Origin of the sequence: Pseudomonas syringae group sp. 243L2 (assembly GCF_032587875.1) — a bacterium.
Lineage (GTDB): Bacteria > Pseudomonadota > Gammaproteobacteria > Pseudomonadales > Pseudomonadaceae > Aquipseudomonas > Aquipseudomonas amygdali.
The window spans coordinates 105,617-130,687 of the sequence record NZ_JAWHPL010000013.1 but is presented as its reverse complement, the minus strand read 5'-3'; the positions used below and the strand labels follow the sequence as shown (position 1 = coordinate 130,687).

Sequence of the window (25,071 nt, the reverse complement as noted above, 5' to 3'; positions counted from 1 at the left end):
AGGGCTGACACCCCAACAACTCTCGCTCCCACGCTCCGCGTGGTAATGCATTTCGTGACGCTCTGCGTCAGCCAATGCATGCCAATGCGGAGCATTGGCATGATAGTCAGTTGGATTTGCGCATAACGCCGAGGGACGAGTACATCAGCGAGGCTTCAGCACCGCACGTTTCAGAATCAGAACTTGCCCATGAAGTCACGCTTGCCGATTTCAACGCCGTTATGGCGCAGCAGGTCGTAAGCGGTGGTGACATGGAAGAAGAACTGCGGCAAGGCGTAGCTGAGCAGATAAGCCTGACCGTTCAGGCGCTTTTCCTTTTCAGTGCCGGGGCGCAGGACGATTTCGATACCCTCCTTGCCGTCGACCTGTTCGGGCGTGATGCTGCCGATGAACGCAAGCGTCTTGGCAAGCAGTGCCTGCAGTTCGGCAAAGGTGGTTTCGGTGTCATCGTATTGCGGGATCTCGACGCCTGCCAGGCGGGCCGAAGCACCCTTGGCAAAATCGACGGCAATCTGCACCTGACGGGTAAAAGGCAACATGTCCGGGAACAGACGCGCCTGCAGCAGTGCTGGCGGCTGGATTTTCTTCTCGGTCGCGTAGGCTTCGGCCTTGGTCAGAACATCGCTCAGCGCATTGAGCATTTGCTGAAAGACAGGAATGGAAGCGGCGTACAGGGAAATAGACATGACATATCCTGATTGAGAAAGGCGCAATTATAGACCCACCTGACGGCAAACACCGTGACACTTTTCAGCGACCCTGCAGATCAGCGCAACAGACACTGGCAATAATGTGCGCCACGCCCTACGCTGATCCACCGCCATCACTCAGGGAAGCGTCATGTCCATTGAATCGCCCTCCTCCGAATCCTCCCCGAATGCCGAGACCCTGCAACTCAACAGCACTGAAGTGCGTGTTCTGGGCTGCCTGATCGAGAAACAGGCGACCAACCCGGAAACCTACCCGCTGACCCTTAATGCACTGGTGCTTGCCTGCAACCAGAAGACCAGTCGCGATCCGGTCATGAACCTGACTCAAGGCCAGGTCGGTCAGAGCCTGCGCGCTCTTGAGGGTCGAGGCCTGACGCGTCTGGTGATGGGCAGTCGCGCTGATCGCTGGGAGCACCGGGTCGACAAGGCCGTTGAGCTGGTCCCCGCGCAGGTGATACTGACCGGCCTTTTGCTGCTGCGCGGCCCGCAAACCGTCAGCGAACTGCTCACGCGCAGTCACCGTATGCACGATTTCGAGGACAGCGAGCAACTCATCCATCAACTGGAACGGCTCATCGCCAGAGGCCTGGCGATGCTCGTACCCCGCCAGTCCGGTCAACGGGAAGATCGTTACATGCACCTGCTGGGCGACCCGGATGATCTGCAAGAGCTGCTTGCAGCCCGTCAACACGCGCCTGAGCGTAATGCGGCAAACCCGGCTGCCAGCCAGCGTCTTGACGAGCTGGAAGCGCGCGTCGCGGCCCTTGAAGAGCGCCTTGCCAGACTGGAGTGATGCCCGGCGTTCCCCGTCCGGCCCGGCGCTCAGGCTAAGGCTATACAGCCCTGGCGAACGCCGCAGCCTGTTGATACTGCTCATCGGTCGGGCGGACGCCGGTATACAGCACAAATTGTTCCAGTGCCTGGATCGCCGCGACTTCATCGCCGCTCACGACGCGCTTGCCCAGGCGACGTGCAGCCTGGATCAGCGGCGTTTCGGCAGGGGTAGCCACCACATCGAAAATCGTCTCGGCCGCATCGATGGCCTGCAAGTCAAACGACAACTCGTCAGCCTGGGCACCTTGCATGCCTAGCGGCGTAACGTTGACCAGTAAAGGTGGTCGCACGCTTCCCAGCTCCGCCTGCCAGCGAAAGCCACACGCCTCGGCCAGGCGTCGACCGGCCTGCTCGTTGCGGGCCACGATCAGGCCATCGGTGAAACCCGCATCGCGCAACGCGAACGCAACCGCCTTGGCCATGCCCCCGCTGCCGCGCAGGGCAAATGCGCTACGAGGGACGGCGTGGCTCTCCATTAGCTGCGCAACCGCGATGTAATCCGTGTTGAACGCCTTCAAATGCCCGTCGGTGTTGACGATGGTATTGATCGACTGGATGGCGGCGGCGGAAGCATCAAGTTCGTCGACCAGTTCAATGCAGGCTTCCTTGAACGGCATCGAAACCGCACTGCCGCGTATCCCCAGCGACCGAATGCCCGCCACGGCAGCGGCAAGGTCATTGGGTGAGAAGGTCTTGTAATAGAAGTTAAGGCCCAACTGCTGATAAAGATGATTGTGGAAACGCACGCCAAAGTTGCCGGGACGGGCGGCCATGGACATGCACAACAATGTGTCTCTGTTTGCAGTAATGGGCATATGGGTTTCCTCCAGACGGTAATGGCTTGAATATTCGATAAAAGCGTATGCTACGCACCAGTGAATGCGAGGACACGCGCCGCACACCTTACATAAAATTTACTCAGCACTTTCGCAGATTCTTACAATTTCGATGTCATAGTGTTATCCCGTGGCAGTGCTTGAGAGTGATGCAGGCGCGCGACAACGGGTTGAGAGCGAGGAACAATCATGATTCGTCAAATCCCCAAGATCGCCTTGTTTGTAGGTGCCCTGGCCCTTGCTGGCCAGGCGAATGCTGACCGTGGCTGGGGTGGCCCTGCCGTGGTAGGTGCTATCGTAGGCGCTGCCGTTGTCGGGGCGGCGGTATCTTCAAGTCGCGATAGAACCGTGTACGTAGAGCGCGAGCCGGTTTATGTGCAACAACAGCCGGTCTACTACGCACCACCACCGGTCTATTATCAGCCGGCCCCGGTCTACCAGGTTGTCGAGCGCTACCCACCGCCTCCACCGCCAGGCTACTACCATCGCTACGGGCCACCACCAGGCCCGGGCTATTACTACGGCCCGCCACGCGGCCGCTGGTAACCGAACAAAAAACCCGCCTCTTCAGGCGGGTTTTTCATTGGTGTGCTCACATTATCGCCTGCCGATGCAATGTGCCCGACCCTCGTTGTTATCAATGACCACTATTGAGAGTGTCGATTTCTACCTTTCCCGATCGGCCTCTACAGTAGCGGCATGGATTGAGGAGGCAGTTATGACCAAGGTACACATCATGTCCGTCGTCGGCAGTGCAGTTCCAGCGCCGCTCAGAGAGCGAGGTCTGCTGGCCTGCTGGTACCTGATTCAGGATGGCGAGCCGGTCAGCGGCCCTCTGGCGTCTTTGCCTGTGGCGGAAGCCTTGTCGCGGCAAATGCAGTGCCAGCCCCTCAACAGCTGATTTTTTCTGCGAACCTCGTGCGTTGCTCCGCACATCCCCTTGCCCGCCTCTTTGAAGGCGGGCTTTTTTTGAGCCAGGGAAAGCAGACGATCCGCCTCAGCCGCGCTCGGCCATAGCAGCATTGACCTGACAACGATGTGCCAGCTTCTGCAAGCGCTTTTCCAGTGCCATGAACACCACACGGTCGGTCCGACCACTGTCGAGTTCATCGATCAGGTCATTGGCAACCTGACGCAACTCGTGAGCCAGCACCACGCGATCATCGTTCAGGTCCTGTTTGTGAGACTCGAACAGGCGATGCAGGTAGTCCTGCAATGTGTATTTCAAGCTGTGCCGGTCAGTGGCGCGTAGGTGCGTCAGGTTGAGACTGATACGGCCCTGCAATTCGCTTAGCTCGCCACACAGATACTGCATGCGCCGCGCGTAGCCAACTTCGCGGTCACGTACCTGCTTGCGCGCCTGCTCCGCTTCCTGCTTGCGCTGAATGGCGGGTACAGCCACGGCAACCATCAAGCCTACGATCAGGCCGATGGCCTGCATCCAGCCTGCCCAGTCACTGGGGCGCGATGTAAAGCCGACACCCAGCAGCAGGATGACAACCAGCGAAGCGATGATCACCAGTACTGCGTAATCCTTGCTGACAAACCCCTTGAGCATTGCATGACTCCTTGAATCGGTGACCTGAATGGCATGGAATGCTAATCGGTGCAGGCCTTTCACACCACGACTATTCAATTGTGGTTCGGTTTTAAACAGGTTTGAAAGCAAAAAGCCACTTAACCGCAACTTAACGAAATCCCGTTTCCTGCATTTATTAATGAAACGCCCTACGACACCCATCGACATACCGCAAAGTCTGCTCATAAAATGCAGCGTTTTGACGCGATCCCTTCCATTACCACCTTTATCGAGTGAGCCTTGCTCTTGAAAATTCGTCTGTCTCTTCTGGGCCTATTATTTGTACTTACCGGCCCGGCGCTTTCCACTACCACGCTGGCAAACGAATCCGCTGTTCTGAATCGTGATCCTTCCAATCTGCACCTCGCCTCAGGCAGCGCAATGGTCATCGACCTGCAAACCGACAAGGTTCTGTACTCCAGTAATCCGGACGTGATTGTACCGATTGCCTCGGTCACCAAACTGATGACCGCGATGGTAGTCCTTGATGCCAAACAATCGATGGACGAAGTCATACCGGTCAATATCTCCCAGACCCCGGAAATGAAAGGTGTTTTCTCCCGGGTCAAACTCGGCAGTGAAATGAACCGCCGCGACATGTTGCTGATCACCCTGATGTCGTCGGAAAACCGCGCTGCGGCGAGCCTGGCGCACAGCTATCCCGGTGGTTATCCCGCGTTCATTCTGGCGATGAATGCCAAGGCCAAGGCACTGGGCATGAAACATACCGCCTATGTCGAACCTACCGGCCTGTCGGTTTACAACGTATCCACCGCACGCGACCTCACCAAGCTGGTGATGGCGGCACGCAAATACCCGATGCTCAGTGAACTGAGCACCACCGAGCAAAAGACGGTGACGTTCCGCAAACCGACCTACACCCTGGGTTTCAGCAACACCGACCACCTGGTGCGCAAGGACAACTGGGATATCAAACTGACCAAAACCGGCTTTACCAATCAGGCCGGCCACTGCCTTGTGCTGCTGACCAGCATGGCCAATCGTCCGGTTTCCGTGGTTATTCTGGATGCTTTCGGCAAGTACACCCACTTCGCTGACGCCAGCCGTATACGCAAGTGGATGGAAACCGGCCAGAGCGGCCCGGCACCTGAAGTTGCCCTGCAGTACAAGAAAGAAAAGAATCTGGTCATGAGACAGACCGGTATTCAAGCCAAAGACTGAAGGGTACGTGCAACAAAAAAACGGTCGCGATGCTTGCACATCGCGACCGTTTTTATTTACCCGTTGCGCACTCAGTTGTACTGAGTGACCAGCTTGGTGTTCAGGTAAGCCTCAATGGCCTCGGTGCCGCCTTCGGAACCGTAACCGGAATCCTTGATCCCGCCGAACGGGACTTCGGGCAAGCCGATACCCTGATGGTTGATCGACAGCATGCCCGCCTCAATGTAAGTACTCAGCGCCTGAGCGGTCTTCATCGAGGTCGTGAACGCGTAGGACGCCAACCCGAACGGCACCCGGTTGGATTCGGCAATAGCCTCTTCAACCGTGTCGAACGGCACCAGCAGCGCAACCGGCCCGAAAGGTTCTTCGTTCATGATGCGCATTTGCGGTGTCAGGCCACTCAATACGGTTGGCTCGAAGAAATAGCCCGGCCCCTCGACAGCCTTACCTCCGGCAGACAGGGTTGCACCGCCACGCACAGCGTCTTCGATCAGATCGACCAGCGCAGGAATACGTCGCTCGTTGGCTACCGGCCCCATCGTGGTGCCCGCCTCCAGACCGTTGCCGACCTTGATCTCGCGGGTCAGGCCCACAAATCTCTCGGTGAACGCATCCAGCACCTTGCGTTGCACCAGAATCCGCGTCGGCGATACGCAGACCTGGCCGGCATTGCGGAACTTCGCGGTGGCCAGCACGCGCGCAGCGAGGTCGATATCAGCGTCATCGAACACCAGCGCCGGCGCATGACCACCCAGCTCCATGGTTGCCCGCTTCATATGTTTCCCGGCGAGTGCAGCCAGTTGCTTGCCGACCGGTGTCGAACCGGTAAACGTGACCTTGCGAATCACCGGATGCGGGATCAGGTAGCCAGAGATTTCAGCCGGATCGCCGTAGACCAGACCAATCACGCCTGCCGGAACACCGGCATCGGCAAACGCCCGAATCAGCTCGGCAGGCGACGCCGGAGTTTCTTCCGGAGCCTTGACGATGATCGAGCACCCGGCTGCCAGTGCAGACGACAACTTGCGCACTACCTGATTGATCGGAAAATTCCACGGTGTGAACGCCGCAACAGGACCGACCGGCTCCTTGACGACCTTCTGCTCAATGGCCACGCCACGCGAAGGCACGATACGGCCATAGCTGCGACGCCCTTCCTCGGCCAGCCAGTCGATGACATCAGCGGCAGAAAGGGTTTCCATCCGCGCCTCGGCCAAGGGCTTGCCCTGCTCCTGGGTCATGATCCGGGCAATGTTGTCGGCACGCTCGCGAATCAGGTTCGCGGCTTTCTGCATCAGCTTGTAGCGATCATAGGCCGAGGTGGCGCGCCAGGTGGCAAAGCCACGCTCGGCTGCCGCCAGGGCTTCGTCAAGGTCGGTGATACCGGCATGTGCAACACTGCCCAGCGACTGGCCGGTTGCAGGGTCTATGACCGGAATGGAACGGCCATCGCGGCTCGCGCGCCATTGGCCATCGATATAAAGCTGTACGTCTGGATACATGAAAACCTCCATAGGTAATTGAAAAAACGGCGTTACTGAGCGATCAGACTCGCTGCTCGGCACCAGCCATTGGCAAAGGGGCCTCGATATCGTGCTCGCCGCCCATGGCTTCGTATTTCTTGCGCAGGGCCCTGAGGTCCTTCTGCGTGAGGCCGTCGAGGTTCAGCAACGAGTTCTGCGCATCCTTGGTCACGCGCAACAGCTCGTCGACTTTCAGGTGCAGGACGTCGTTGTCACGGTTCTGCGTGTTCTGGATCAAGAACACCATAAGGAAGGTAATGATGGTAGTCGACGTATTGATGATCAACTGCCAGGTATCGTTGTAGTGAAACCACGGACCGGTGAATGCCCAGAGACAAATAAGCACGACGGCTGAAGCAAAAGTGGCCGGGCTGCCGGCCCATTTCGAAAGGGATTGGGAAAATCTGGAGAACTTCATTAACAACTGCCTGAACACGGGATGTCTTACATGGACACCGCTAACGCATTGAAATTTCTTGCAACAGTTGGATCCGTTCAGCTTACTGACAGGCTTCAATGCCTATTAAACCCGGAAGGTGTATATCCGCAGTGGCACCGACCATTCATCGCGCCTGAAATATCACGCCTGATGCGGGAGAAACGGCACCCTCCAGGCACCGCTTCAACCGCACTAACGTTCTATGTATTCACAGAATCGGCTTGCCGCCCGTCACTGCATAGCGCGAGCCGGAAATGTAACTGGCTTCGTCCGAGGCCAGCAAAACGTAGATGGGCGAAACTTCCACCGGCTGACCTGGACGGCCCAGCGGGGTCTCGCTGCCGAAGCTTTTGACGTCTTCGTCGGTCATGGTCGCCGGGATGAGTGGCGTCCAGATCGGGCCAGGGGCCACGCTGTTCACGCGGATACCCTTGTCGCCCAGCAACTGCGCCAGGCCACCGGTGAAATTGGCAATCGCGCCTTTGGTGGTCGCATACGCCAGCAGCGTCGGTTTGGGCATGTCCGAATTGACCGAACTGGTGTTGATGATCGAGCCACCCCTCGGCATATGCGGGACCGCGGCCTTGCAGATACGAAACATCGCAGTGATGTTGATATCGAAGGTCTTGACCCACTCTTCGTCGGAGATTTCTTCCAGCGTCTCGTGATTCATCTGGAACGCGGCGTTGTTGACCAGCACATCGATACGGCCAAATTCAGCCACCGTCTTGCTCACGATGTCTTCGCACTGTTGCTTCTGAGCCAGATCACCCGGCAACAGCAGACACTTCATACCGGCCTCTTCGACCCAGCGCTTGGTTTCTTCCGCGTCTTCATGCTCGTTCAGGTACGAGATTGCAACCTGCGCGCCTTCTCGTGCAAAGGCTATGGCGACAGCGCGACCGATGCCGCTATCGGCACCGGTGATCAATGCAATCTTGCCCTGCAGGCGCCCGGAGCCCTTGTAGCTTTTTTCGCCGCAATCCGGATAAGGGTCCATCTTACCCTGCAACCCTGGAACCTCTTGCGGCTGACTGGCAAACGGTGGCTTTGGGTATTCTTCGTTCATCTGAATAAATCTCCCTGGCTCAATAAAAACTGACTGAATAAAAATAGCGCTGCCCCTTGTCGCCGGGCACGGCCAAAGGCGACAAGGGGGTTGATCAGTTGCAGCAATCAGGCACTCGGCTTGAGAACCACTTTGGTCCAGCCTTCATCGCGCGCGTCGAAATGCTGATAGGCCGCAGGACCTTCCTCAAGTTTCAGACGATGGGAAATGATCTGCGAAGGCTTGGCCCGATCATGGTGGATCAGCTCGGCCAGGCGACGGTTGTAGGCTTTGACGTTGGCCTGTCCGGTGCGAATCTGCTGGCCTTTGAACCAGAACGAGCCGAAATCGAAGGCCATTTTGCCTTCCTTCGCCAGATCGTTATGCGCGCCCGGGTCCTGTGGCACGAAAACACCCACGACACCGATACCGCCAGTGGCCTTGGTCGAGGCCACGAGGTTGTTCATGGTGACGTGATTGGCCTCATGACCATGACGGTCGCAACACTGATAACCCACGCACTCGCAACCACGATCAGTGCCTTTGCCATTGGTCAGATTGAGAATCTGATCCACCGCACCCTGCTCCAGCGAATTGATCGGCGTCGCGCCCATTTTCGCTGCAAGTGCCAGGCGATCCGGGTGGTTGTCGACCACGAAGACTTGCGAAGCACCCTTGATCATTGCCGAGTGCGCAGCCATCAGACCAACCGGACCGGCACCGTAAATGGCAACACTTTCGCCAGGCAGCAGGCCGGCTAGCTCGGTGGCATGCCAACCGGTAGGAAAGATGTCCGAGAGCATGACGTAGTCTTCTTCACGCTCGGCAGCATCTTCAGGCAACAGCAGGCAGTTGAAGTCGGCATACGGCACGCGCAACAGCTCGGCCTGGCCACCTTCATGATCGCCCATGTCGGCAAAGCCGTAAGCCGCACCCGCGCTGCCCGGGTTGGCGGTCAGGCAATAACCGGTCAGGCCTTTCTCACAGTTTTCGCAAAAGCCGCAGCCAATATTGAACGGCAGGCACACCCAGTCGCCCACTTTGATGCGGTCGACGCCGGCGCCGACTTCGATCACCTGGCCGAGATTCTCATGGCCGAAAATGCGCCCGGTCTCGAAAGACGTGCGGCCTTCGTACATGTGCAGGTCCGAGCCACAGATGTTGGTGGAGGTCACTCGGACAAGAGCATCTGTTGGCTTCTGGATCTTCGCATCCGGTACGTTTTTGACACTGACGTCACGCGGACCGCCATAGACGATGGCTTTCATGTTCTGAGTCTCCTTAGGTGAAAAATTCGGTAGGGCTTTTTAAGGCTCACCGAATATCTGTCACGACCAGAAGACGCCTGTTCAAAGTGATTGCCTTCATACCTGACGAGTGGTCATTGATGAGCGCGAGCCAGAGCGGTTCGTGCGTATTGATCCGGGAATATGAAATGAGTCCCGGCCCCTGTATTCACTGCAAAGAAAGCATTTGCACACCCAATCTTATGGTATACCATCATACGAAATACAAAAGCACTTACTCCGGGAGTCGTTCATGAGTTTTGAAATTCGCAAGATCGTCACGTACACCGAAGAAACCTTTATCGAGGGCGGCAAGGCCGCCGACAAGCCGGTCACCATGATCGGGTTGGCGGCCGTGATCAAGAACCCTTGGCTGGGCCGTGGTTTCGTCGAAGACCTGAAACCGGAGATTCGCGCCAACTGCTCCGCACTGGGCGAGTTTATGGTCAAGCGCCTCACCGATGCGATTGGCGGCGCGCAGAACATCGAGGCCTATGGCAAGGCTGCAGTGGTCGGGGCGGAAGGCGAAATCGAACACGCTTCGGCGGTGATCCATACCCTGCGCTTTGGCAATCATTACCGTGAAGCCGTCAAGGCCAAGAGCTACCTGAGCTTTACCAATAAGCGCGGTGGCCCAGGCACGTCCATCCAGATTCCGATGATGCACAAGGATGATGAAGGCCTGCGCTCGCACTACATCACGCTGGAGATGCACATCGAAGATTCGCCCCGTGCCGACGAAATCATCGTAGTCCTCGGTGCCGCCAACGGCGGACGCCTGCACGCGCGGATCGGCAATCGTTATATCGACCTGGAAGAACTGGCCGCCGAAAAGGCTCAGTAATCCATAAAAGCTGCGATCAATCTTCCAACCTCTGCGCAGGAGCGATCCATGATTCAGCTCACCGCTGAACACACCCCGGCGGGTACCAGCTATCTGGCTACCGGCCAAGGTCACCCCGTGGTGTTGATTCACGGGGTGGGCCTGAACAAGGAAATGTGGGGCGGCCAGATCGTTGGCCTGGCTACGCATTATCAGGTAATCGCTTATGACATGCTCGGCCATGGTGCCAGCCCGCGTCCGGACCCGGACACTGGCCTTCCGGGCTATGCCGAGCAACTTCGTGAGTTGCTCGAGCATTTGCAACTGCCCCAGGCGACGGTCGTCGGCTTCTCGATGGGCGGGCTGGTGGCTAGGGCATTCGCGCTGGAGTTTCCGCAGCTTCTCGCCGGGTTGGTGATTCTCAACAGCGTGTTCAACCGCAGCCCTGAACAGCGTGCAGGCGTCATTGCGCGCACCAGCCAGGCCGCCGAGCACGGGCCGGACGCCAACGCAGGCGAAGCTTTGTCACGCTGGTTCAGCCGTGAGTATCAGGCGGCCAACCCGGCGCAGATTGCGGCCATTCGGCAGAATCTGGCCAGTAACGATCCGCAAGGCTACCTGACTACCTACAAGCTGTTTGCTACCCAGGATATGTACCGCGCCGAAGATCTGGGCGATATTCGCGCACCGACCCTGATTGCCACTGGCGAACTTGACCCTGGATCAACGCCGGAAATGGCCCGTGAGCTGGCCATGCGCATCAGCGGTGCCGAAGTCGCGATACTGCCCGATCAACGCCATATGATGCCGGTTGAGTCGCCGCGCCTGGTCAACCAGGTGTTACTCGACTTCTTTGAAAAAACCGGTCTCGACAAATTGGCGACTGCCCACAACTCGATCAAGGGGATAGTTGCATGAGCCTTACCCGCTTTCAGATGTGCATCGACGGCCAATGGGTCGATGCGTTGTCCGGCAAGACTTTCGACAGCCTCAACCCGGCGCTGGCTGAACCGTGGGCGCAACTGCCCGACGCCGACGAAGCCGATGTCGAACGTGCTGTGCAGGCTGCTCAGAAAGCCTTCGAGGGCCCAGCGTGGCGAGGCCTTACTGCCACGGCACGCGGCAAGCTGCTGCGCAAACTGGGCGACCTGATCGCCGAAAACAAAGAGAATCTGGCGCAGCTGGAAAGCCGCGACAATGGCAAGCTGATTCGCGAAACCCGTGGTCAGGTCAGTTACCTGCCGGAGTTCTTTCATTACACCGCCGGGCTGGCTGACAAGCTCGAGGGCGGCACCCTGCCCCTCGACAAGCCGGACCTGTTCGCCTACACCGTGCATGAACCGATGGGCGTGGTCGCCGGAATCATTCCGTGGAACAGCCCGTTGTACCTGACCGCCATCAAGCTGGCCCCGGCGCTGGCGGCTGGCAATACCATCGTCCTAAAGCCATCGGAACACGCCTCGGCCACCGTGCTTGAGCTGGCGCGGCTGGCGCTTGAAGCGGGTATCCCGCCCGGCGTGGTCAACGTCATCACCGGTTACGGCCCGACAACAGGCGCTGCACTGACCCGCCACCCGCTGGTGCGCAAGATTGCCTTTACCGGTGGCGCGGCCACGGCTCGCCACGTGGTGCGCAGCAGCGCCGAGAATTTCGCCAAACTGTCATTGGAACTCGGCGGAAAATCACCGAATATCATTTTCGCCGACGCCGATCTGGACAGTGCCATCAATGGTGCGGTCGCAGGCATCTATGCAGCGTCCGGGCAAAGCTGTGTGTCCGGCTCGCGACTGCTGGTGCAGGACGAAATCTACGATGAGTTCATTGAACGCCTGGCCGAGCGCGCCAGTCGTATCCGGATCGGCAATCCGCAGGATGAAACTACCGAAATGGGGCCGATGGCCACAGCCCAGCAACTGGCCGTGGTAGAAGGCCTGGTGGCGGACGCGCTGGCCGAAGGTGCACGCCTGCGTCTGGGCGGCAAGCGCCCGAGGCTGGACAGCAAAGGCTGGTTCTATGAACCTACGCTGTTAGAATGCGACCGCAACTCGATGAAAATCATGCAGGAAGAAGTGTTCGGCCCGGTGGCATCGGTGATTCGTTTCAAGGACGAAGCGGAGGCGCTGGCCATTGCCAACGACTCACAGTTCGGCCTGGCTGCCGGAATCTGGACCCGTGACCTGGGCCGTGCGCATCGCCTGGCGCGGGATATTCGCTCGGGTATCATCTGGGTCAACACCTATCGTGCCGTGTCGGCCATGGCGCCTATCGGCGGTTTCAAAAACAGCGGCTACGGCCGCGAGAGCGGGATAGACTCCGTACTGGCCTACACCGAACTGAAAACGGTGTGGATCAACCTTTCGCAGGCGCCCATGCCTGATCCATTTGTCATGCGTTAACGAGGCCGCTGCGATGATCGAACCGAGTATCTACAAAGAAGTCATGGCGTCATTTCCTTCAGGCGTCACGATTGTTACCACGCTGGACCCCGAGGGCAATCTGGTCGGTATCACCGCCAGTGCGTTCAGTGCGCTGTCCATCGACCCGGCGCTGGTGCTGTTCTGCCCCAACTACGCATCGGACACTTACCCGGTGCTGCGCGACAGCAAAAAATTCGCCATTCACTTGCTGTCTGCCGACCAGCAGGTCGAAGCCTATGCGTTCGCCAGCAAGGGCAAGGACAAGACCAAAGGCATCGAGTGGCACTTGAGCGAGCTGGGCAACCCGCTGCTGGGCAAGGCAACCGCTATCATTGAATGCGAGCTGTGGCGCGAATACGACGGTGGCGATCATGCAATCATTGTCGGCGCAGTGAAAAACCTGATCCTGCCCGCTGTACCAGTCACACCAATGGTTTATCACCGCGGCAAGATGGGCGCACTGCCAGCCATCGTCTGAGGCTGCGCCGGGCGGTTTTGGTGGTTGCAGGCATCGGCGTGATAAACTCGGCCGCGACCCGGGTTCATCCGTCCGGGCCATGCAGCAGCCCGCGTGGTTCGTGGGCTGCCGACATGAGCGAGACTTTGTTTCCAGCCACGGTTTCCAGTCACGTTTTTACTTTGACAGCCCCATTCCGAGCACACCCGATGAAACGCCTGCCACTCGATGACACCTTCAAGGTCAACCGCAACCCCGTCACCCTGCGGGAGATTGTGCTGGACAAGCTGCGCAGCGCGATCATGAATTTTCAGCTGCTGCCGGGCGATCGTCTGGTCGAGCGTGATCTGTGTGACCGTCTGGGCGTCAGCCGCACCTCAGTGCGCGAGGCGCTGCGCCATTTGGAATCCGAAGGCCTGGTCGAGTTCGCCGATGCCAAGGGCCCGCGCGTTGCCATTATCACCCTGGCAGACGCGTGCGATATCTACGAGCTGCGGTGCGTACTGGAGGGCCTGATTGTTCAGCTGTTCACCCTGCGCGCCAAGCCCAAGGACATTCGCGCCCTGGAAAAAGCTCTGGAGGAAAATCGCCAGGCGCTCAAGGAAGGCGAGCTGCAGCAAGTGATCGATTCGGTTCAGGGTTTCTATGACGTGCTGCTGGAAGGCTCCGGTAATCACGTCGCCGCAACACAGCTGCGTCAGTTGCAGGCGCGCATCAGCTATCTACGCGCCACATCGGTCTCCCAGGAAAACCGCCGCGGTGCGAGCAACAAGGAAATGGAACTGATGGTCGAGGCCATCAAGAGCGGCGACCCGATGGCCGCGCATCAGGCCTCGGTCGATCACGTGCGCAACGCCGCACGCGTGGCACTGGAATATTTGAAATCCAAGCAGGACGAAGACACCAAAGTCCGCGAAATCATCGCGCCCGTGGCACTCAAAGAACCCCGCATAGGGCGCTGACATGGTCACACCGCGCTTCTGCCCTCAATGCGGATGCGCTGACCTGGCTCAGCGCGTCCCCGAGGGCGATACCCACGCGCGGTTGATATGCGGCGGCTGCCAGTACATTCATTACGTCAACCCGAAGATCATTGCCGGCTGCATCATCGAGCAGGAAGGCAAATATCTGCTGTGCCAACGCGCCATACCGCCGCGCCCCGGCACTTGGACACTGCCTGCCGGGTTCATGGAAAGCGGCGAAACCACCGAGCAGGCGGCGCTGCGTGAGGTCTGGGAAGAAACCGGAGTGCGTGCCGAAATCGTCTCGCCCTATTCCATCTTCAGCGTGCCGCGGATCAGCGAAGTCTACATCGTGTTCCGTGCCATCGCCCTGGAAGTCACCGGCCAGTTCGGCCCGGAAACCCTGGACTACCAATTCTTCGCCCCTGAAGACATCCCGTGGGACAGCATCTATTACCCCGCCATCCGCCAGATACTGGAACGCTATATCGAAGAGCGTCAGGCGGGGGTGTATGGCATCTACATCGGCAACGACGACACCGGCAAGGTCCATTTTATTCGTTAAGTGCAGCTCCAGGCGAAGCAGTCCGGGCCGCACCTGGATTTTGCCTGCTGCTCAAGGCTGCCCCTCGACTATCACGATTTCGGCCTTGGCTGCGCCCTGTCGATGGCTCATGGCGTTCTGGTATTGCGGCGAGTGATAGCAGGCAACTGCCTGCTCGTAGGACTCAAATTCGATAATCACCGTACGTTGTGGCGTCGCACGCCCTTCCAGCGCTTCGGAACGCCCGCCCCTCGCCAGAAATTTGCCACCAAACAGCACGAACGCTGCGGGGGCACGCTGGGTGTATTCAGTGTACTGCTGAGGGTCAGTTACATCGACGTGTGCAATCCAATAAGCCTTCATCGTGATCTCACTGTTTCAATGATGGGGAATCTGTGAAATATTCTGTCTTATGGTATACCACGATTCGTTTACCCATAAAACCGGGATACTGAACATGGCATTCGACCGCATCGAAGACATCATTGAAGACTACCGCCTGGGCAAAATGGTTTTGCTGGTTGATGACGAAGACCGGGAAAACGAAGGCGATCTGCTGCTTGCCGCTGATTGCTGTTCAGCACAGGCAATCAGCTTCATGGCTCGCGAAGCACGCGGGCTGATCTGCCTGACGCTGACCGATGAGCACTGCCAGCGTCTTGGCCTGGAGCAAATGGTGCCGAGCAACGGCAGTGTCTTCGCCACCGCGTTCACGGTGTCCATCGAAGCGACAACGGGCGTGACCACCGGCATCAGCGCGGCAGATCGTGCGCGTACCGTTCAGGCCGCCGTCAACCCGCACGCAGTACGGGAAGACCTGGTGCAGCCGGGTCATATCTTCCCGTTACGCGCGCGTGACGGCGGTGTTCTGACCCGCGCCGGGCACACTGAAGCGGGCTGCGATCTGGCACGTATGGCTGGTTTTTCCCCCGCCTCGGTGATTGTCGAGGTCATGAATGACGACGGCACAATGGCGCGTCGCCCTGATCTGGAACTGTTCGCCGAGAAACACGGAATACGTATCGGTACCATCGCCGACCTGATCCATTACCGGCTTAGCACCGAGCACACCATCGTCAGGATTGGGGAGCGCGACCTGCCCACCGTACACGGCACCTTCCGCCTGTTCAGCTACGAAGACCGCATCGAAGGTGGCGTACACATGGCCATGGTGATGGGTGATATCCGCCGCGACGACCCTACTCTGGTGCGCGTGCATGTGGTCGACCCGTTGCGCGACCTGGTCGGTGCCAAATACACCGGCCCGTCGAACTGGACGCTCTGGGCCGCGCTGCAACGGGTGGCGCAAGAAGGTCGCGGCGTGGTCGTGGTGCTGGCCAATCACGAATCCTCACAAGCGTTGCTGGAGCGAATTCCGCAACTTACCCAGCCGCCGCGCCAATACACTCGCTCGCAATCGCGTATCTATTCCGAGGTCGGTACTGGCGCTCAGATCTTGCAGGATCTGGGTGTCGGCAAACTGCGCCACCTCGGCCCGCCACTGAAATACGCAGGTTTGACCGGCTACGATCTGGAAGTGATTGAAAATATTCCGTTTCCCGGCTGACCGGCAAAAGTACCACGGGCACACCCCACGGCCTCCGCTCGGCAACCGCATGGGTTTACCGCAAAAACACTCGATGAAGGCATTTTGACAGGGCAAAACGCTTGCAGAAAGTTTGGAATACCATAATATGACATTCCATAAAAACACGATTTAGTCAGGCGCACCCGCCAAGGGACAGCACTAATAACAGCTTCCTGACCTGTACCAGGTTTCAAGGCCCATTGGACCTACTGCTCCCGATTACGCGGGCAAGAAAAGCCCGCTCAAAACACAACAAATGAGGGCGTGAAAATGGTGTTGAACAAACGTGCAGCAGCAGTTCTGGCGGCCGGCGTGCTGGCTCTCTCGAGTGTCGCCGCGAGCGCCGCCGAGAGCGTCAACTTCGTGAGCTGGGGCGGTTCCACCCAGGACTTCCAGAAAGAAGCCTGGGCAGCTCCGTTCAGCAAGGCCAGCGGGATCACGGTCGTACAGGACGGTCCCACTGACTACGGCAAACTCAAGGCCATGGTCGAAAGCGGTAACGTGCAGTGGGACGTTGTCGATGTCGAAGCCGACTTTGCCCTGCGTGCCGCCAGCGAAGGCCTGCTGGAGCCTCTGGACTTCAACACCATCAAACGCGACGAGATCGACAAGCGCTTTGTCACCGACCACGGTGCCGGTTCGTTCTTCTTCTCCTTCGTGCTTGGCTACAACGAAAGCAAAGTGGGTGCCAAACCACCCGTCGACTGGGCCGCCATGTTCGACACCAAAACCTACCCCGGCAAACGCTCGCTGTATAAGTGGCCAAGCCCTGGCGTGCTTGAACTGGCTCTGCTGGCCGACGGTGTAGCACCTGACAAGCTCTACCCGCTGGACCTCGACCGCGCCTTCAAGAAACTCGACACCATCAAGAAGGACATCGTCTGGTGGGGCGGCGGCGCACAGTCTCAACAACTGCTGGCCTCTGGCGAAGTGTCGATGGGCCAGATGTGGAACGGCCGGGTCTATGCCCTGCAACAGGACGGCGCACCGGTGGGTGTGAGCTGGAAACAAAATCTGGTCATGGCTGATTTTCTGGTCGTGCCAAAAGGCGCAAAAAACAAGGATGCCGCGATGAAGTTCATCGCCAATGCAACCAGCGCCAAAGGCCAGGCAGACTTCTCCAACCTCAGTGCCTATGCCCCGGTAAACACTCAGAGCGTTGCGCGCCTGGACTCAACACTGGCACCTAACCTGCCGACCGCCCATGTTGCCGATCAAATCACTCTCGACTTCGCATACTGGGCCAAGAATGGCGCAGACATTGCGACACGGTGGAACGAATGGCTGGTCAAGTAAAAATGACAGCGGTCGCTCCTCGTCAACCCATCCCGGCCGGTGGTGCTCCGCGCACCGCCGGTGCGGCACACGACAAGGCGACGAGCATGCAGCGATCCCCTTCCCTCGCTCAGCGCTGGCGTGGCAGCCGCAATCTGCTTCCGGCGCTGATCTTTCTCGGACTGTTTTTCTTCGCCCCGTTGATCGGCCTGCTGCTGCGCGGTGTGCTTGAGCCGGTGCCGGGCCTTGGCAACTACGAACAACTGTTCGCCAACTCGGCTTACTCGCGGGTGCTGCTCAATACCTTTTCCGTCGCTGGTCTGGTGACCTTGTTCAGCCTGCTGCTGGGCTTCCCGCTGGCCTGGGTCATCACCCTGGTACCGCGTGGCTGGGGACGCTGGATTCTGAACATTGTGCTGTTGTCGATGTGGACCAGCCTGCTGGCGCGCACCTACTCGTGGCTGGTGCTGTTGCAGGCGTCCGGGGTGGTCAACAAGGCGCTGATGGCGATGGGCATCATCGATCAGCCACTGGAGATGGTGCACAACCTGACCGGTGTGGTGATCGGCATGAGCTACATCATGATTCCGTTCATTGTCCTGCCGTTGCAGGCGACCATGCAAGCCATCGATCCGATGGTGTTGCAGGCCGGCTCGATCTGCGGTGCCAGCCCATGGACCAACTTCTTTAGGGTATTCCTGCCGCTGTGCCGTCCGGGACTGTTTTCCGGGGGGCTGATGGTGTTTGTCATGTCGCTCGGTTACTACGTTACCCCGGCGCTGCTGGGTGGCGCGCAGAACATGATGCTGCCCGAATTCATCGTCCAGCAGGTGCAGTCGTTCCTCAACTGGGGGCTGGCCAGTGCCGCCGCTGCGTTGCTGGTGCTGATTACGCTGGTGCTGTTCTACTTCTACCTGAAGCTCCAGCCGGAATCGCCGGTCGGTGCCAGTAACGCGAGGTAAACCGCCATGCTCCTGACACCCAATGCCATGAGCCCAGGCCTGCGTACGGGTCTGTACCTGACCACTGGCCTGATCGCGCTGTTTCTGTTGCTGCCGATCCTGTTCATCGTCCTGCTGTCATTCGGTTCATCACAGTGGATGGTATTTCCGCCACCCGGCTGGACACTGAAGTGGTATCAGCAGTTTTTCTCCAACCCGGACTGGATGGCCGCCGCCATGTCCAGCCTCAAGGTCGCGATTCTGACCACCATTGCCTCGGTGGCGCTGGGCCTGCCCACCGCTTTCGCGCTGGTGCGCGGCCGTTTCCCCGGGCGCGATTTTCTGTACGGCGTCTTCACCTTGCCGATGATTGTGCCGCTGGTGATTATCGCTGTTGCCGTGTACGCCCTGTTTCTCAAACTCGGTTACACCGGCACATTGTTTTCCTTCGTCGTCAGCCATGTGATCGTCGCCTTGCCGTTCACCATCATCTCGATCATCAACTCGCTGAAACTGTTCGATCAGTCCATTGAAGATGCCGCGGTAATCTGTGGCGCGTCACGCCTGCAGGCGATCTACAAAGTTACCTTTCCCGGCATCCGTCCGGGCATGATGGCTGGCGCACTGTTCGCGTTTCTGGTCTCGTGGGACGAAGTGGTGCTGAGCGTGATGATGGCCAGCCCGACCCTGCAAACCCTTCCCGTAAAAATGTGGACCACCCTGCGTCAGGACCTGACGCCGGTCATCGCTGTTGCCTCAACGCTGCTGATCGCCCTGTCGGTGCTGATCATGTTCATCGCCGCGACCCTGCGTCGCCGCAACGAAGCCAGGAGTACTTCATGAGTGCCGTGATCAAAGACCCCGCCCATCAGGATCAGAAAACGCTGGTCAGCCTGTGCAACCTGAACAAGCACTACGGTGATTTCGCCGCCGTCGACAACATTTCCCTGGATATTCAGGACGGCGAATTCCTGACCTTTCTCGGTTCCAGTGGCTCGGGTAAAAGCACCACGCTGTCAATGCTCGCCGGTTTCGAGACGCCCAGTTCGGGCGAGATTCTGGTCAGTGGCAAATCGCTGGTCAATGTGCCGCCGCACAAGCGCGACATCGGCATGGTGTTTCAGCGCTACTCGCTATTCCCGCACCTGTCGGTACGCGACAACATTGCTTTCCCGCTGGCGATCCGCAAGTTGCCTGCGGCCGAACGCGAAAAGAAAGTCGATGCGATGCTCAAGCTCGTCCAGCTGGAAGAGTTTGCTCACCGCCGCCCTTCGCAACTGTCCGGTGGCCAGCAGCAACGAGTCGCCATTGCCAGGGCGCTGGTCTACGAGCCACGCATCCTGCTGATGGACGAGCCGCTGGGCGCACTGGACAAGAAGCTGCGTGAAGACCTGCAGGACGAACTGCGTCAGTTGCATCGTCGGCTGGGCATCACCATCGTCTATGTGACCCACGATCAGGAAGAAGCCATGCGCCTGTCCCAGCGCATCGCGATTTTCAGCCACGGTAAAATCGTCGGCCTGGGCTCGGGTTATGACCTGTATCAGGACCCGCCAAATGCCTTCGTTGCGTCGTTTCTCGGCAACTCGAACTTCCTCAGGCTCAAAGCACAGGGCAACGCCGTAGCTACGTTTGAAGGCCTTGCGCTGGCGATTCGCCTGACCCCGGGCCTGAAGACCGATCAGGACGTTCTGCTGATGGTTCGCCCGGAGAAAGCCCAGGCGCTGAGCGTTGAACAGGCTGCTGGCACACCACTGGAAGCAGGCTGGAACGAAGTGAGTGCCAAGGTCAATGAGGTGCTTTTTCTCGGCGAGAGCCAGACCTGCTCGGTGGTCACCACAGGCGGTACTGCCATGACTGTCAAAGCGCTTTCAGCGACCGGCATGCTGCTCAGAGCTGGCGAACCGGTGCGGGTACGCTGGGCCGCTGCCGACGCGTGTATCTACACTGAATGGACGGACAGCGACCTGAACAAGGCAGCGGGAGCGCACTGACGCCGGTCTGCACGGGTCAGCGGTTTGCCGGTGAGGGATGCAAGGCGAGGTAGTCACGCAGAAACTCCACCGTGACGCGGACCTTGGCCGAACTCATCAGCGGCGAGGTATGCACCGCCCAGATGTCTGCATCCTGACGGTATTCCGGCAGCATCTGAACCAGCCGACCCTCGGCCAGGTCAGTGCGCACATCCCAGAGCGAACGCAGCAACACACCGCGCCCGTCCAGGCACCACTGGCGGGCGATTTCGCCGTGGTTGGTGGACAGGCTGCCGGTTACCTTGACGGTTTCAGCGCCTTGCGGCCCATTGAGATGCCATATGCCGAACGGACGGTCGCGCTCCTTGATCACCAGGCAATCGTGGTTGGCCAGCTCACCGATACTCAGTGGCACCCCATGATCTTTCAGGTAAGCGGGGCTCGCGCACAACACGCGCCAGTTGCTGGCCAGGTGTCTTGCACGCAGGTGCGGGGCAATTTCGTTGCCGACGCGGATGTCCAGGTCGACGCCCTCCTCGATCAGGTCGACCAGCCGGTCCTGAATATCCAGACGTATATCCAGCTTCGGATAAAGCGCCGCCAGCTCCGACAAGGCAGGCGCTACGAAACGGCGACCGAAGCCCTGGCTGCTGACCACTCGCAGCAAGCCACTGGGCTCGCCGTGCAGCGCGGCAACTTCGTCGCCCATCTGCTGCACCGACTCCAGAATGCCTTTAGCCCACTCATAGACTCGCTCGCCGTCTTCGGTAATCGACACTTGCCGCGTTGAGCGGTGCAACAACACCACGCTCATATTCTGCTCCAGCAGTTTGACCCGCTTGCTGACATAAGCAGCGGACATGCCCAGCTCATTGGCAGCACCTACGAAGCTTGAGCGTCGAGCAACGTGGACGAACACGTTCAGGTCATCAAGGTTTGGATAATTCACGATTCGTATTTTCTCAATCCATTAATCGACTGATTATCTTTATATCGTGTGCTTATAGCATGGATGGCCTGTGTGACTCATCCCTGACAAGCCGCCCGACAAGAGTGCCCGACATGAACAACAAGAAGCTGCGTATTGCTGCCATCGCCGGTGACGGCATCGGCCTTGAAGTACTGCCCGAAGGCGTACGCGTGGTTCAGGCTGCCGCCGCGAAGCACGGTCTGGAGCTGGAGTTCGAATACTTCGAATGGGCCAGCTGCGATTACTACCTGAAGCACGGCAAGATGATGCCGGACGACTGGTTTGAACAGCTCAAAGGCTTCGACTCGATCTTTTTCGGTGCCGTGGGCTGGCCGGAAAAAGTGCCAGACCACATCTCTCTCTGGGGCTCATTGCTCAAGTTTCGCCGCGAGTTCGATCAGTACGCCAACATCCGTCCGGTGCGCCTGTTTCCCGGCGTGCCCTGCCCGCTGGCCAATCGCGAACCGGGCGACATTGATTTCATCGTGGTGCGGGAAAACACCGAAGGTGAATACTCGTCGCTGGGCGGGATCATGTTTGAAAACACCGAAAACGAGTTCGTGTTGCAGGAATCTGTGTTCACCCGTCGCGGTGTCGACCGTATTCTCAAGTTCGCTTTCGAGATGGCCAGCAAACGCGAGCGCAAGCATGTGACGTCCGCGACCAAATCCAACGGCATGGCGATCAGCATGCCCTATTGGGACAAGCGTACCGAGGCGATGGCCAGTCAGTACCCGGACATCAGCTGGGACAAGCAACACATCGATATTCTGTGCGCGCGCTTCGTGCTGCAACCCGAGCGCTTCGACGTGGTGGTGGCATCCAACCTGTTCGGCGACATCCTCAGCGACCTCGGCCCGGCGTGTGCCGGCACCATCGGCATTGCGCCGTCGGCCAACCTCAACCCGGAGCGTAATTTCCCCTCGCTGTTCGAACCGGTGCACGGCTCGGCGCCCGACATCTTCGGCAAGAACATCGCCAACCCGATTGCGATGATCTGGTCAGGCGCGCTGATGCTGGAATTCCTCGGCCAGGGCGATGAACGCTTCACAGCGGCTCATGACGAGATCATCACTGCTATCGAGCAAGTGATTGCCAGTGGCGACGTCACACCGGACCTGGGCGGCATGCGTTCGACCCAGGAAGTGGGTGCAGCGATTGCCGGACGGGTATCTGCCGCGCAGTAGTGCTGACGTTACCTCATCCGGCTTGCGGCGGTCTGGCCTGTTCTTCCAGCAACTCCACGAAGCGGGTCAGGCTGCGCGATACGGTGCCTCGACGCCAGATCAGCCAGGTGTGCAGGTAACGAAACTTTTCGGACAAGGGCCAGACACTGACTATGGCACAACCGGGCATGCTTTCCAGCATGCTGCGTGGCATCAGCGCCAACCCGGCACCGGCGCTGACGCAGGCCAGCATGCCGTGGTAAGACTCCATTTCGTGGATCTTGCCCGGTACTGCGGCGTCCTCGGTAAACCAGCGTTCGAAGTGGTGCCGGTACGAGCAGTTGGCACGAAACGCGTAGATGCTTTCACCGCTCACATCCCGCCCGCGCTTGACCGGCGCGTGGTTGAGTGGCGCGATGATGACCATTTCCTCTTCGAATACCGGCACACCCTCGAGTGATGGATGCAGCACCGGCCCGTCGACAAACGCGGCAACCAGGCGCCCGGCAAGCACACCGTCGATCATGGTGCCGGACGGCCCGGTGGACAGGTCCAGTTCGACCTTGGCGTTTTGCTGGTTGTAGACCGCCAGCAACGCCGGAATCCTCACGGCCGCCGTGCTTTCCAGCGAGCCAAGTGAAAAAGGCCCTTGTGGTTCTTCGCCAGAAACCGCCAGCCGCGCTTCCTGCACCAGATCCAGGATGCGTCGCGTGTAGTCGAGAAAATTCCAGCCTGCGGGAGACAGGCGCAAGCGGTGCTTCTCGCGAATGAACAGGTCGACGCCCAGATCCTGCTCCAGCTGCTTGATGCGCGTGGTCAGGTTCGAGGGCACCCGGTGGATGTGCTGCGCGGCGGCACTGATGCTGCCGTGTTCAGCCACCGCCTTGAACATCTCCAGCTGAACCAGATCCATTTCATTCTCCAATCATGAACGATGCGATCATTATTATTCAGTTTTAGAAAGCATTGCACGCCTATATTCTGGTCCCACTTCCCACCTCAACAGGATGGCGCAATGACTACTGTCACCAGCAACACCCACGCAATCTCGATCAACCCCGCCTCAGGCGAACAGATCGGCCACTACGCCTTCGAATCCGACGCCATGCTGGATCGCAGCCTGTCGCGTGCGACGGCCGGCTTTGCAGGCTGGAAGCGCACGCCTGTCCAGCAACGTGCGCAACTGATCATCGCCATGGGCCAGGCCCTGCGCGACGACGCCGAAAACATTGCCCAGATGATCAGCCGGGAAATGGGCAAGCCTGTGACGCAGGCCAGAGGCGAAGTCGAGAAATGCGCGCAGTTATGCGATTGGTATGCAGCGCAAGGCCCGGCAATGCTGATGGCCGAGGCGACTCAGGTCGAGCATGACAAGGCACGCATCGAGTACCGTCCGCTGGGCCCTGTTCTTGCGGTGATGCCGTGGAATTTCCCGATCTGGCAAGTATTGCGCGGCGCAATTCCGACATTGCTGGCAGGCAATACCTACGTGCTCAAGCATGCACCCAACGTTATGGGTTGCGCTTACCTGATGCTGGAAGCTTTCAAGCGTGCCGGTTTTCCGGAGGGCGTGTTTGAAGTCATCAACGTGACCGCCGAGGGCGTCTCGAAGGCCATTGCCGACCCACGCATTGCGGCCGTCACGCTGACCGGCAGTGTTCGCGCTGGCCAGGCCATTGGTGCTCAGGCCGGTGCGGCGCTCAAGAAGTGCGTGCTGGAGCTGGGCGGTTCCGACCCGTTCATCGTGCTCAATGACGCAGACCTGGATCAGGCTGTGAAAGCGGCTGTCATCGGTCGTTTCCAGAACACTGGGCAGGTCTGTGCCGCGGCCAAGCGTTTGATCATCGAACAAGGTGTGGTCGAGGAGTTCACGCGCAGGTTCGTTGAGCAGACTCGCCAGTTGGTGATCGGCGATCCGTTGTCCGGCGAGACCTACATTGGTCCGATGGCACGCTTCGATCTGCGCGATGAACTGGATGCTCAGGTTCAGGACACCCTTGCCGAAGGCGCGAAACTGTTGCTGGGCGGCAAGAAGGCTGATGGCCAAGGCAACTACTACGAGCCGACCGTACTGGGCGACGTGACCGACCAGATGACTTCCTTCAGGCAGGAGCTGTTCGGCCCGGTAGCATCAATCATTACCGCCCGCGACGCGCAGCACGCTCTGGAGCTGGCCAATGACAGCGAATTCGGCCTGACCGCGACGGTCTACACACGTGATCTGCAACTGGCAGAGCGCATGACCGAAGAACTGGAAACCGGTGGTGTGTTCATCAACGGCTACAGCGCTTCAGACCCGCGCGTGACGTTTGGCGGCGTGAAAAAAAGCGGCTTTGGCCGTGAACTCTCGCACTTCGGTGTACGCGAGTTCTGCAATGCACAGACCGTATGGCGCGATCGGCACTGAGGGTTGGGAAACACCAGTACACATGTCCCAGTGGGAGCGAGCTTGCTCGCGAAGGCGGACTCACATCAGCATAAATCTTTGGCGGTCATGCGGGTCTCTTCGCGAGCAAGC

The 25,071-nt window shown here is 58.9% G+C and carries 27 protein-coding genes; 17 read left to right on the top strand and 10 right to left on the bottom strand.

From position 1 onward, the window contains the following. Nucleotides 1–176 precede the first annotated feature (176 nt). The gene (locus tag RYB66_RS06390; RefSeq protein ID WP_002553619.1) at nucleotides 177–686 is read right to left on the bottom strand and encodes a DUF1993 family protein; all 510 of its coding nucleotides are present in this window, start codon (nucleotides 684–686) and stop codon (nucleotides 177–179) included. Between the two features lie 154 nt (nucleotides 687–840). Between RYB66_RS06390 and RYB66_RS06385 the strand changes: the two genes are divergently transcribed. Further along, the gene (locus RYB66_RS06385) at nucleotides 841–1,503 is read left to right on the top strand and encodes a YceH family protein (protein ID WP_117139923.1); all 663 of its coding nucleotides are present in this window, start codon (nucleotides 841–843) and stop codon (nucleotides 1,501–1,503) included. A 40-nt stretch (nucleotides 1,504–1,543) separates the two neighbouring features. Here RYB66_RS06385 and RYB66_RS06380 read toward each other — a convergent pair whose 3' ends face one another. Then, the gene (locus RYB66_RS06380) at nucleotides 1,544–2,359 is read right to left on the bottom strand and encodes a shikimate 5-dehydrogenase (protein WP_044344002.1); all 816 of its coding nucleotides are present in this window, start codon (nucleotides 2,357–2,359) and stop codon (nucleotides 1,544–1,546) included. Nucleotides 2,360–2,569: 210 nt separating this feature from the next. On the opposite strand from RYB66_RS06380, the gene RYB66_RS06375 reads away from it, so the two are divergent. Together RYB66_RS06375 and RYB66_RS06370 are read left to right on the top strand one after the other, a co-directional pair. Next, nucleotides 2,570–2,926: a hypothetical protein gene (locus RYB66_RS06375; protein WP_002553616.1), complete on the top strand. Its 357-nt coding sequence runs from the start codon at nucleotides 2,570–2,572 to the stop codon at nucleotides 2,924–2,926. Nucleotides 2,927–3,098: 172 nt separating this feature from the next. Continuing rightward, nucleotides 3,099–3,281 carry a hypothetical protein gene (locus tag RYB66_RS06370; protein ID WP_016982074.1) on the top strand — a complete coding sequence of 61 codons (183 nt, stop codon included), beginning with the start codon at nucleotides 3,099–3,101 and terminating at the stop codon, nucleotides 3,279–3,281. 96 nt (nucleotides 3,282–3,377) lie between these two features. Here the strand turns inward: RYB66_RS06370 and RYB66_RS06365 are convergent, their stop codons facing one another. Beyond that, complete coding sequence (locus tag RYB66_RS06365; protein WP_005757910.1) at nucleotides 3,378–3,938, bottom strand: hypothetical protein; 561 nt, start codon at nucleotides 3,936–3,938, stop codon at nucleotides 3,378–3,380. Between the two features lie 267 nt (nucleotides 3,939–4,205). On the opposite strand from RYB66_RS06365, the gene pbpG reads away from it, so the two are divergent. After that, a complete protein-coding gene (gene pbpG, locus RYB66_RS06360; protein WP_002553614.1) occupies nucleotides 4,206–5,141 on the top strand; it encodes a D-alanyl-D-alanine endopeptidase in 936 nt (311 codons plus the stop codon). A 71-nt stretch (nucleotides 5,142–5,212) separates the two neighbouring features. Here the strand turns inward: pbpG and RYB66_RS06355 are convergent, their stop codons facing one another. From RYB66_RS06355 to RYB66_RS06340, 4 genes are all read right to left on the bottom strand, one after another. Continuing rightward, a complete protein-coding gene (locus RYB66_RS06355; RefSeq protein ID WP_005733404.1) occupies nucleotides 5,213–6,643 on the bottom strand; it encodes an NAD-dependent succinate-semialdehyde dehydrogenase in 1,431 nt (476 codons plus the stop codon). A 43-nt stretch (nucleotides 6,644–6,686) separates the two neighbouring features. After that, a complete protein-coding gene (locus RYB66_RS06350) occupies nucleotides 6,687–7,082 on the bottom strand; it encodes a low affinity iron permease family protein (RefSeq protein WP_005733403.1) in 396 nt (131 codons plus the stop codon). Between the two features lie 229 nt (nucleotides 7,083–7,311). Further along, nucleotides 7,312–8,172 carry a glucose 1-dehydrogenase gene (locus tag RYB66_RS06345; protein WP_005743546.1) on the bottom strand — a complete coding sequence of 287 codons (861 nt, stop codon included), beginning with the start codon at nucleotides 8,170–8,172 and terminating at the stop codon, nucleotides 7,312–7,314. Nucleotides 8,173–8,279: 107 nt separating this feature from the next. Continuing rightward, nucleotides 8,280–9,419 carry a glutathione-independent formaldehyde dehydrogenase gene (locus RYB66_RS06340; protein WP_002553610.1) on the bottom strand — a complete coding sequence of 380 codons (1,140 nt, stop codon included), beginning with the start codon at nucleotides 9,417–9,419 and terminating at the stop codon, nucleotides 8,280–8,282. A gap of 271 nt (nucleotides 9,420–9,690) precedes the next feature. On the opposite strand from RYB66_RS06340, the gene RYB66_RS06335 reads away from it, so the two are divergent. From RYB66_RS06335 to RYB66_RS06310, 6 genes are all read left to right on the top strand, one after another. Further along, on the top strand, nucleotides 9,691–10,281 hold the full coding sequence (locus tag RYB66_RS06335; RefSeq protein WP_316894076.1) for an amino acid synthesis family protein: 591 nt from the start codon (nucleotides 9,691–9,693) through the stop codon (nucleotides 10,279–10,281). Between the two features lie 48 nt (nucleotides 10,282–10,329). Next, the gene (locus RYB66_RS06330) at nucleotides 10,330–11,178 is read left to right on the top strand and encodes an alpha/beta fold hydrolase (protein ID WP_117139924.1); all 849 of its coding nucleotides are present in this window, start codon (nucleotides 10,330–10,332) and stop codon (nucleotides 11,176–11,178) included. After that, on the top strand, nucleotides 11,175–12,656 hold the full coding sequence (locus RYB66_RS06325) for an aldehyde dehydrogenase (RefSeq protein ID WP_005743543.1): 1,482 nt from the start codon (nucleotides 11,175–11,177) through the stop codon (nucleotides 12,654–12,656). The genes RYB66_RS06330 and RYB66_RS06325 overlap by 4 nt, the downstream gene beginning before the upstream one ends. A 13-nt stretch (nucleotides 12,657–12,669) precedes the next feature. Continuing rightward, nucleotides 12,670–13,155 (top strand): flavin reductase family protein, encoded by a 486-nt coding sequence (locus tag RYB66_RS06320; RefSeq protein WP_002553606.1) that lies wholly within the window; start codon nucleotides 12,670–12,672, stop codon nucleotides 13,153–13,155. Nucleotides 13,156–13,343: 188 nt separating this feature from the next. Next, nucleotides 13,344–14,096 (top strand): GntR family transcriptional regulator, encoded by a 753-nt coding sequence (locus RYB66_RS06315; protein ID WP_002553605.1) that lies wholly within the window; start codon nucleotides 13,344–13,346, stop codon nucleotides 14,094–14,096. Nucleotide 14,097: 1 nt separating this feature from the next. After that, the gene (locus RYB66_RS06310) at nucleotides 14,098–14,661 is read left to right on the top strand and encodes an NUDIX hydrolase (RefSeq protein WP_005733394.1); all 564 of its coding nucleotides are present in this window, start codon (nucleotides 14,098–14,100) and stop codon (nucleotides 14,659–14,661) included. A gap of 51 nt (nucleotides 14,662–14,712) precedes the next feature. Here RYB66_RS06310 and RYB66_RS06305 read toward each other — a convergent pair whose 3' ends face one another. Further along, nucleotides 14,713–15,003, bottom strand: a complete 291-nt coding sequence (locus RYB66_RS06305; RefSeq protein WP_004665021.1) for a DUF1330 domain-containing protein — start codon at nucleotides 15,001–15,003, stop codon at nucleotides 14,713–14,715. 94 nt (nucleotides 15,004–15,097) lie between these two features. Between RYB66_RS06305 and ribBA the strand changes: the two genes are divergently transcribed. The 5 genes from ribBA to RYB66_RS06280 all read left to right on the top strand — a co-directional run bounded on the left by ribBA (nucleotide 15,098) and on the right by RYB66_RS06280 (nucleotide 20,438). Further along, nucleotides 15,098–16,207 carry a bifunctional 3,4-dihydroxy-2-butanone-4-phosphate synthase/GTP cyclohydrolase II gene (ribBA, locus tag RYB66_RS06300; RefSeq protein WP_316894074.1) on the top strand — a complete coding sequence of 370 codons (1,110 nt, stop codon included), beginning with the start codon at nucleotides 15,098–15,100 and terminating at the stop codon, nucleotides 16,205–16,207. A gap of 291 nt (nucleotides 16,208–16,498) precedes the next feature. Beyond that, entirely contained in the window at nucleotides 16,499–17,524 is a 1,026-nt protein-coding gene (locus RYB66_RS06295; protein ID WP_005743540.1) for an ABC transporter substrate-binding protein, read from the top strand. Next, nucleotides 17,509–18,465: an ABC transporter permease gene (locus RYB66_RS06290; RefSeq protein ID WP_005743539.1), complete on the top strand. Its 957-nt coding sequence runs from the start codon at nucleotides 17,509–17,511 to the stop codon at nucleotides 18,463–18,465. Before RYB66_RS06295 ends, RYB66_RS06290 begins: the two co-directional genes overlap by 16 nt. A gap of 6 nt (nucleotides 18,466–18,471) precedes the next feature. Continuing rightward, on the top strand, nucleotides 18,472–19,287 hold the full coding sequence (locus tag RYB66_RS06285; protein ID WP_316894072.1) for an ABC transporter permease: 816 nt from the start codon (nucleotides 18,472–18,474) through the stop codon (nucleotides 19,285–19,287). Continuing rightward, nucleotides 19,284–20,438: an ABC transporter ATP-binding protein gene (locus RYB66_RS06280; RefSeq protein ID WP_005743538.1), complete on the top strand. Its 1,155-nt coding sequence runs from the start codon at nucleotides 19,284–19,286 to the stop codon at nucleotides 20,436–20,438. Before RYB66_RS06285 ends, RYB66_RS06280 begins: the two co-directional genes overlap by 4 nt. A 16-nt stretch (nucleotides 20,439–20,454) precedes the next feature. On the opposite strand, the gene RYB66_RS06275 is transcribed toward RYB66_RS06280, so the two are convergent. Continuing rightward, the gene (locus tag RYB66_RS06275; protein ID WP_005777635.1) at nucleotides 20,455–21,366 is read right to left on the bottom strand and encodes a LysR substrate-binding domain-containing protein; all 912 of its coding nucleotides are present in this window, start codon (nucleotides 21,364–21,366) and stop codon (nucleotides 20,455–20,457) included. A 113-nt stretch (nucleotides 21,367–21,479) separates the two neighbouring features. On the opposite strand from RYB66_RS06275, the gene RYB66_RS06270 reads away from it, so the two are divergent. Then, nucleotides 21,480–22,574 carry a tartrate dehydrogenase gene (locus tag RYB66_RS06270; protein WP_316894070.1) on the top strand — a complete coding sequence of 365 codons (1,095 nt, stop codon included), beginning with the start codon at nucleotides 21,480–21,482 and terminating at the stop codon, nucleotides 22,572–22,574. 13 nt (nucleotides 22,575–22,587) lie between these two features. Here the strand turns inward: RYB66_RS06270 and ptrR are convergent, their stop codons facing one another. Then, a complete protein-coding gene (gene ptrR / locus RYB66_RS06265; RefSeq protein WP_117139928.1) occupies nucleotides 22,588–23,466 on the bottom strand; it encodes a putrescine utilization regulator PtrR in 879 nt (292 codons plus the stop codon). 102 nt (nucleotides 23,467–23,568) lie between these two features. Here ptrR and RYB66_RS06260 point away from each other — a divergent pair, with 102 nt between their 5' ends. Next, nucleotides 23,569–24,960, top strand: coding sequence for an aldehyde dehydrogenase family protein (locus RYB66_RS06260; protein ID WP_117139929.1), 1,392 nt, complete (start codon nucleotides 23,569–23,571; stop codon nucleotides 24,958–24,960). Nucleotides 24,961–25,071 lie beyond the last annotated feature (111 nt).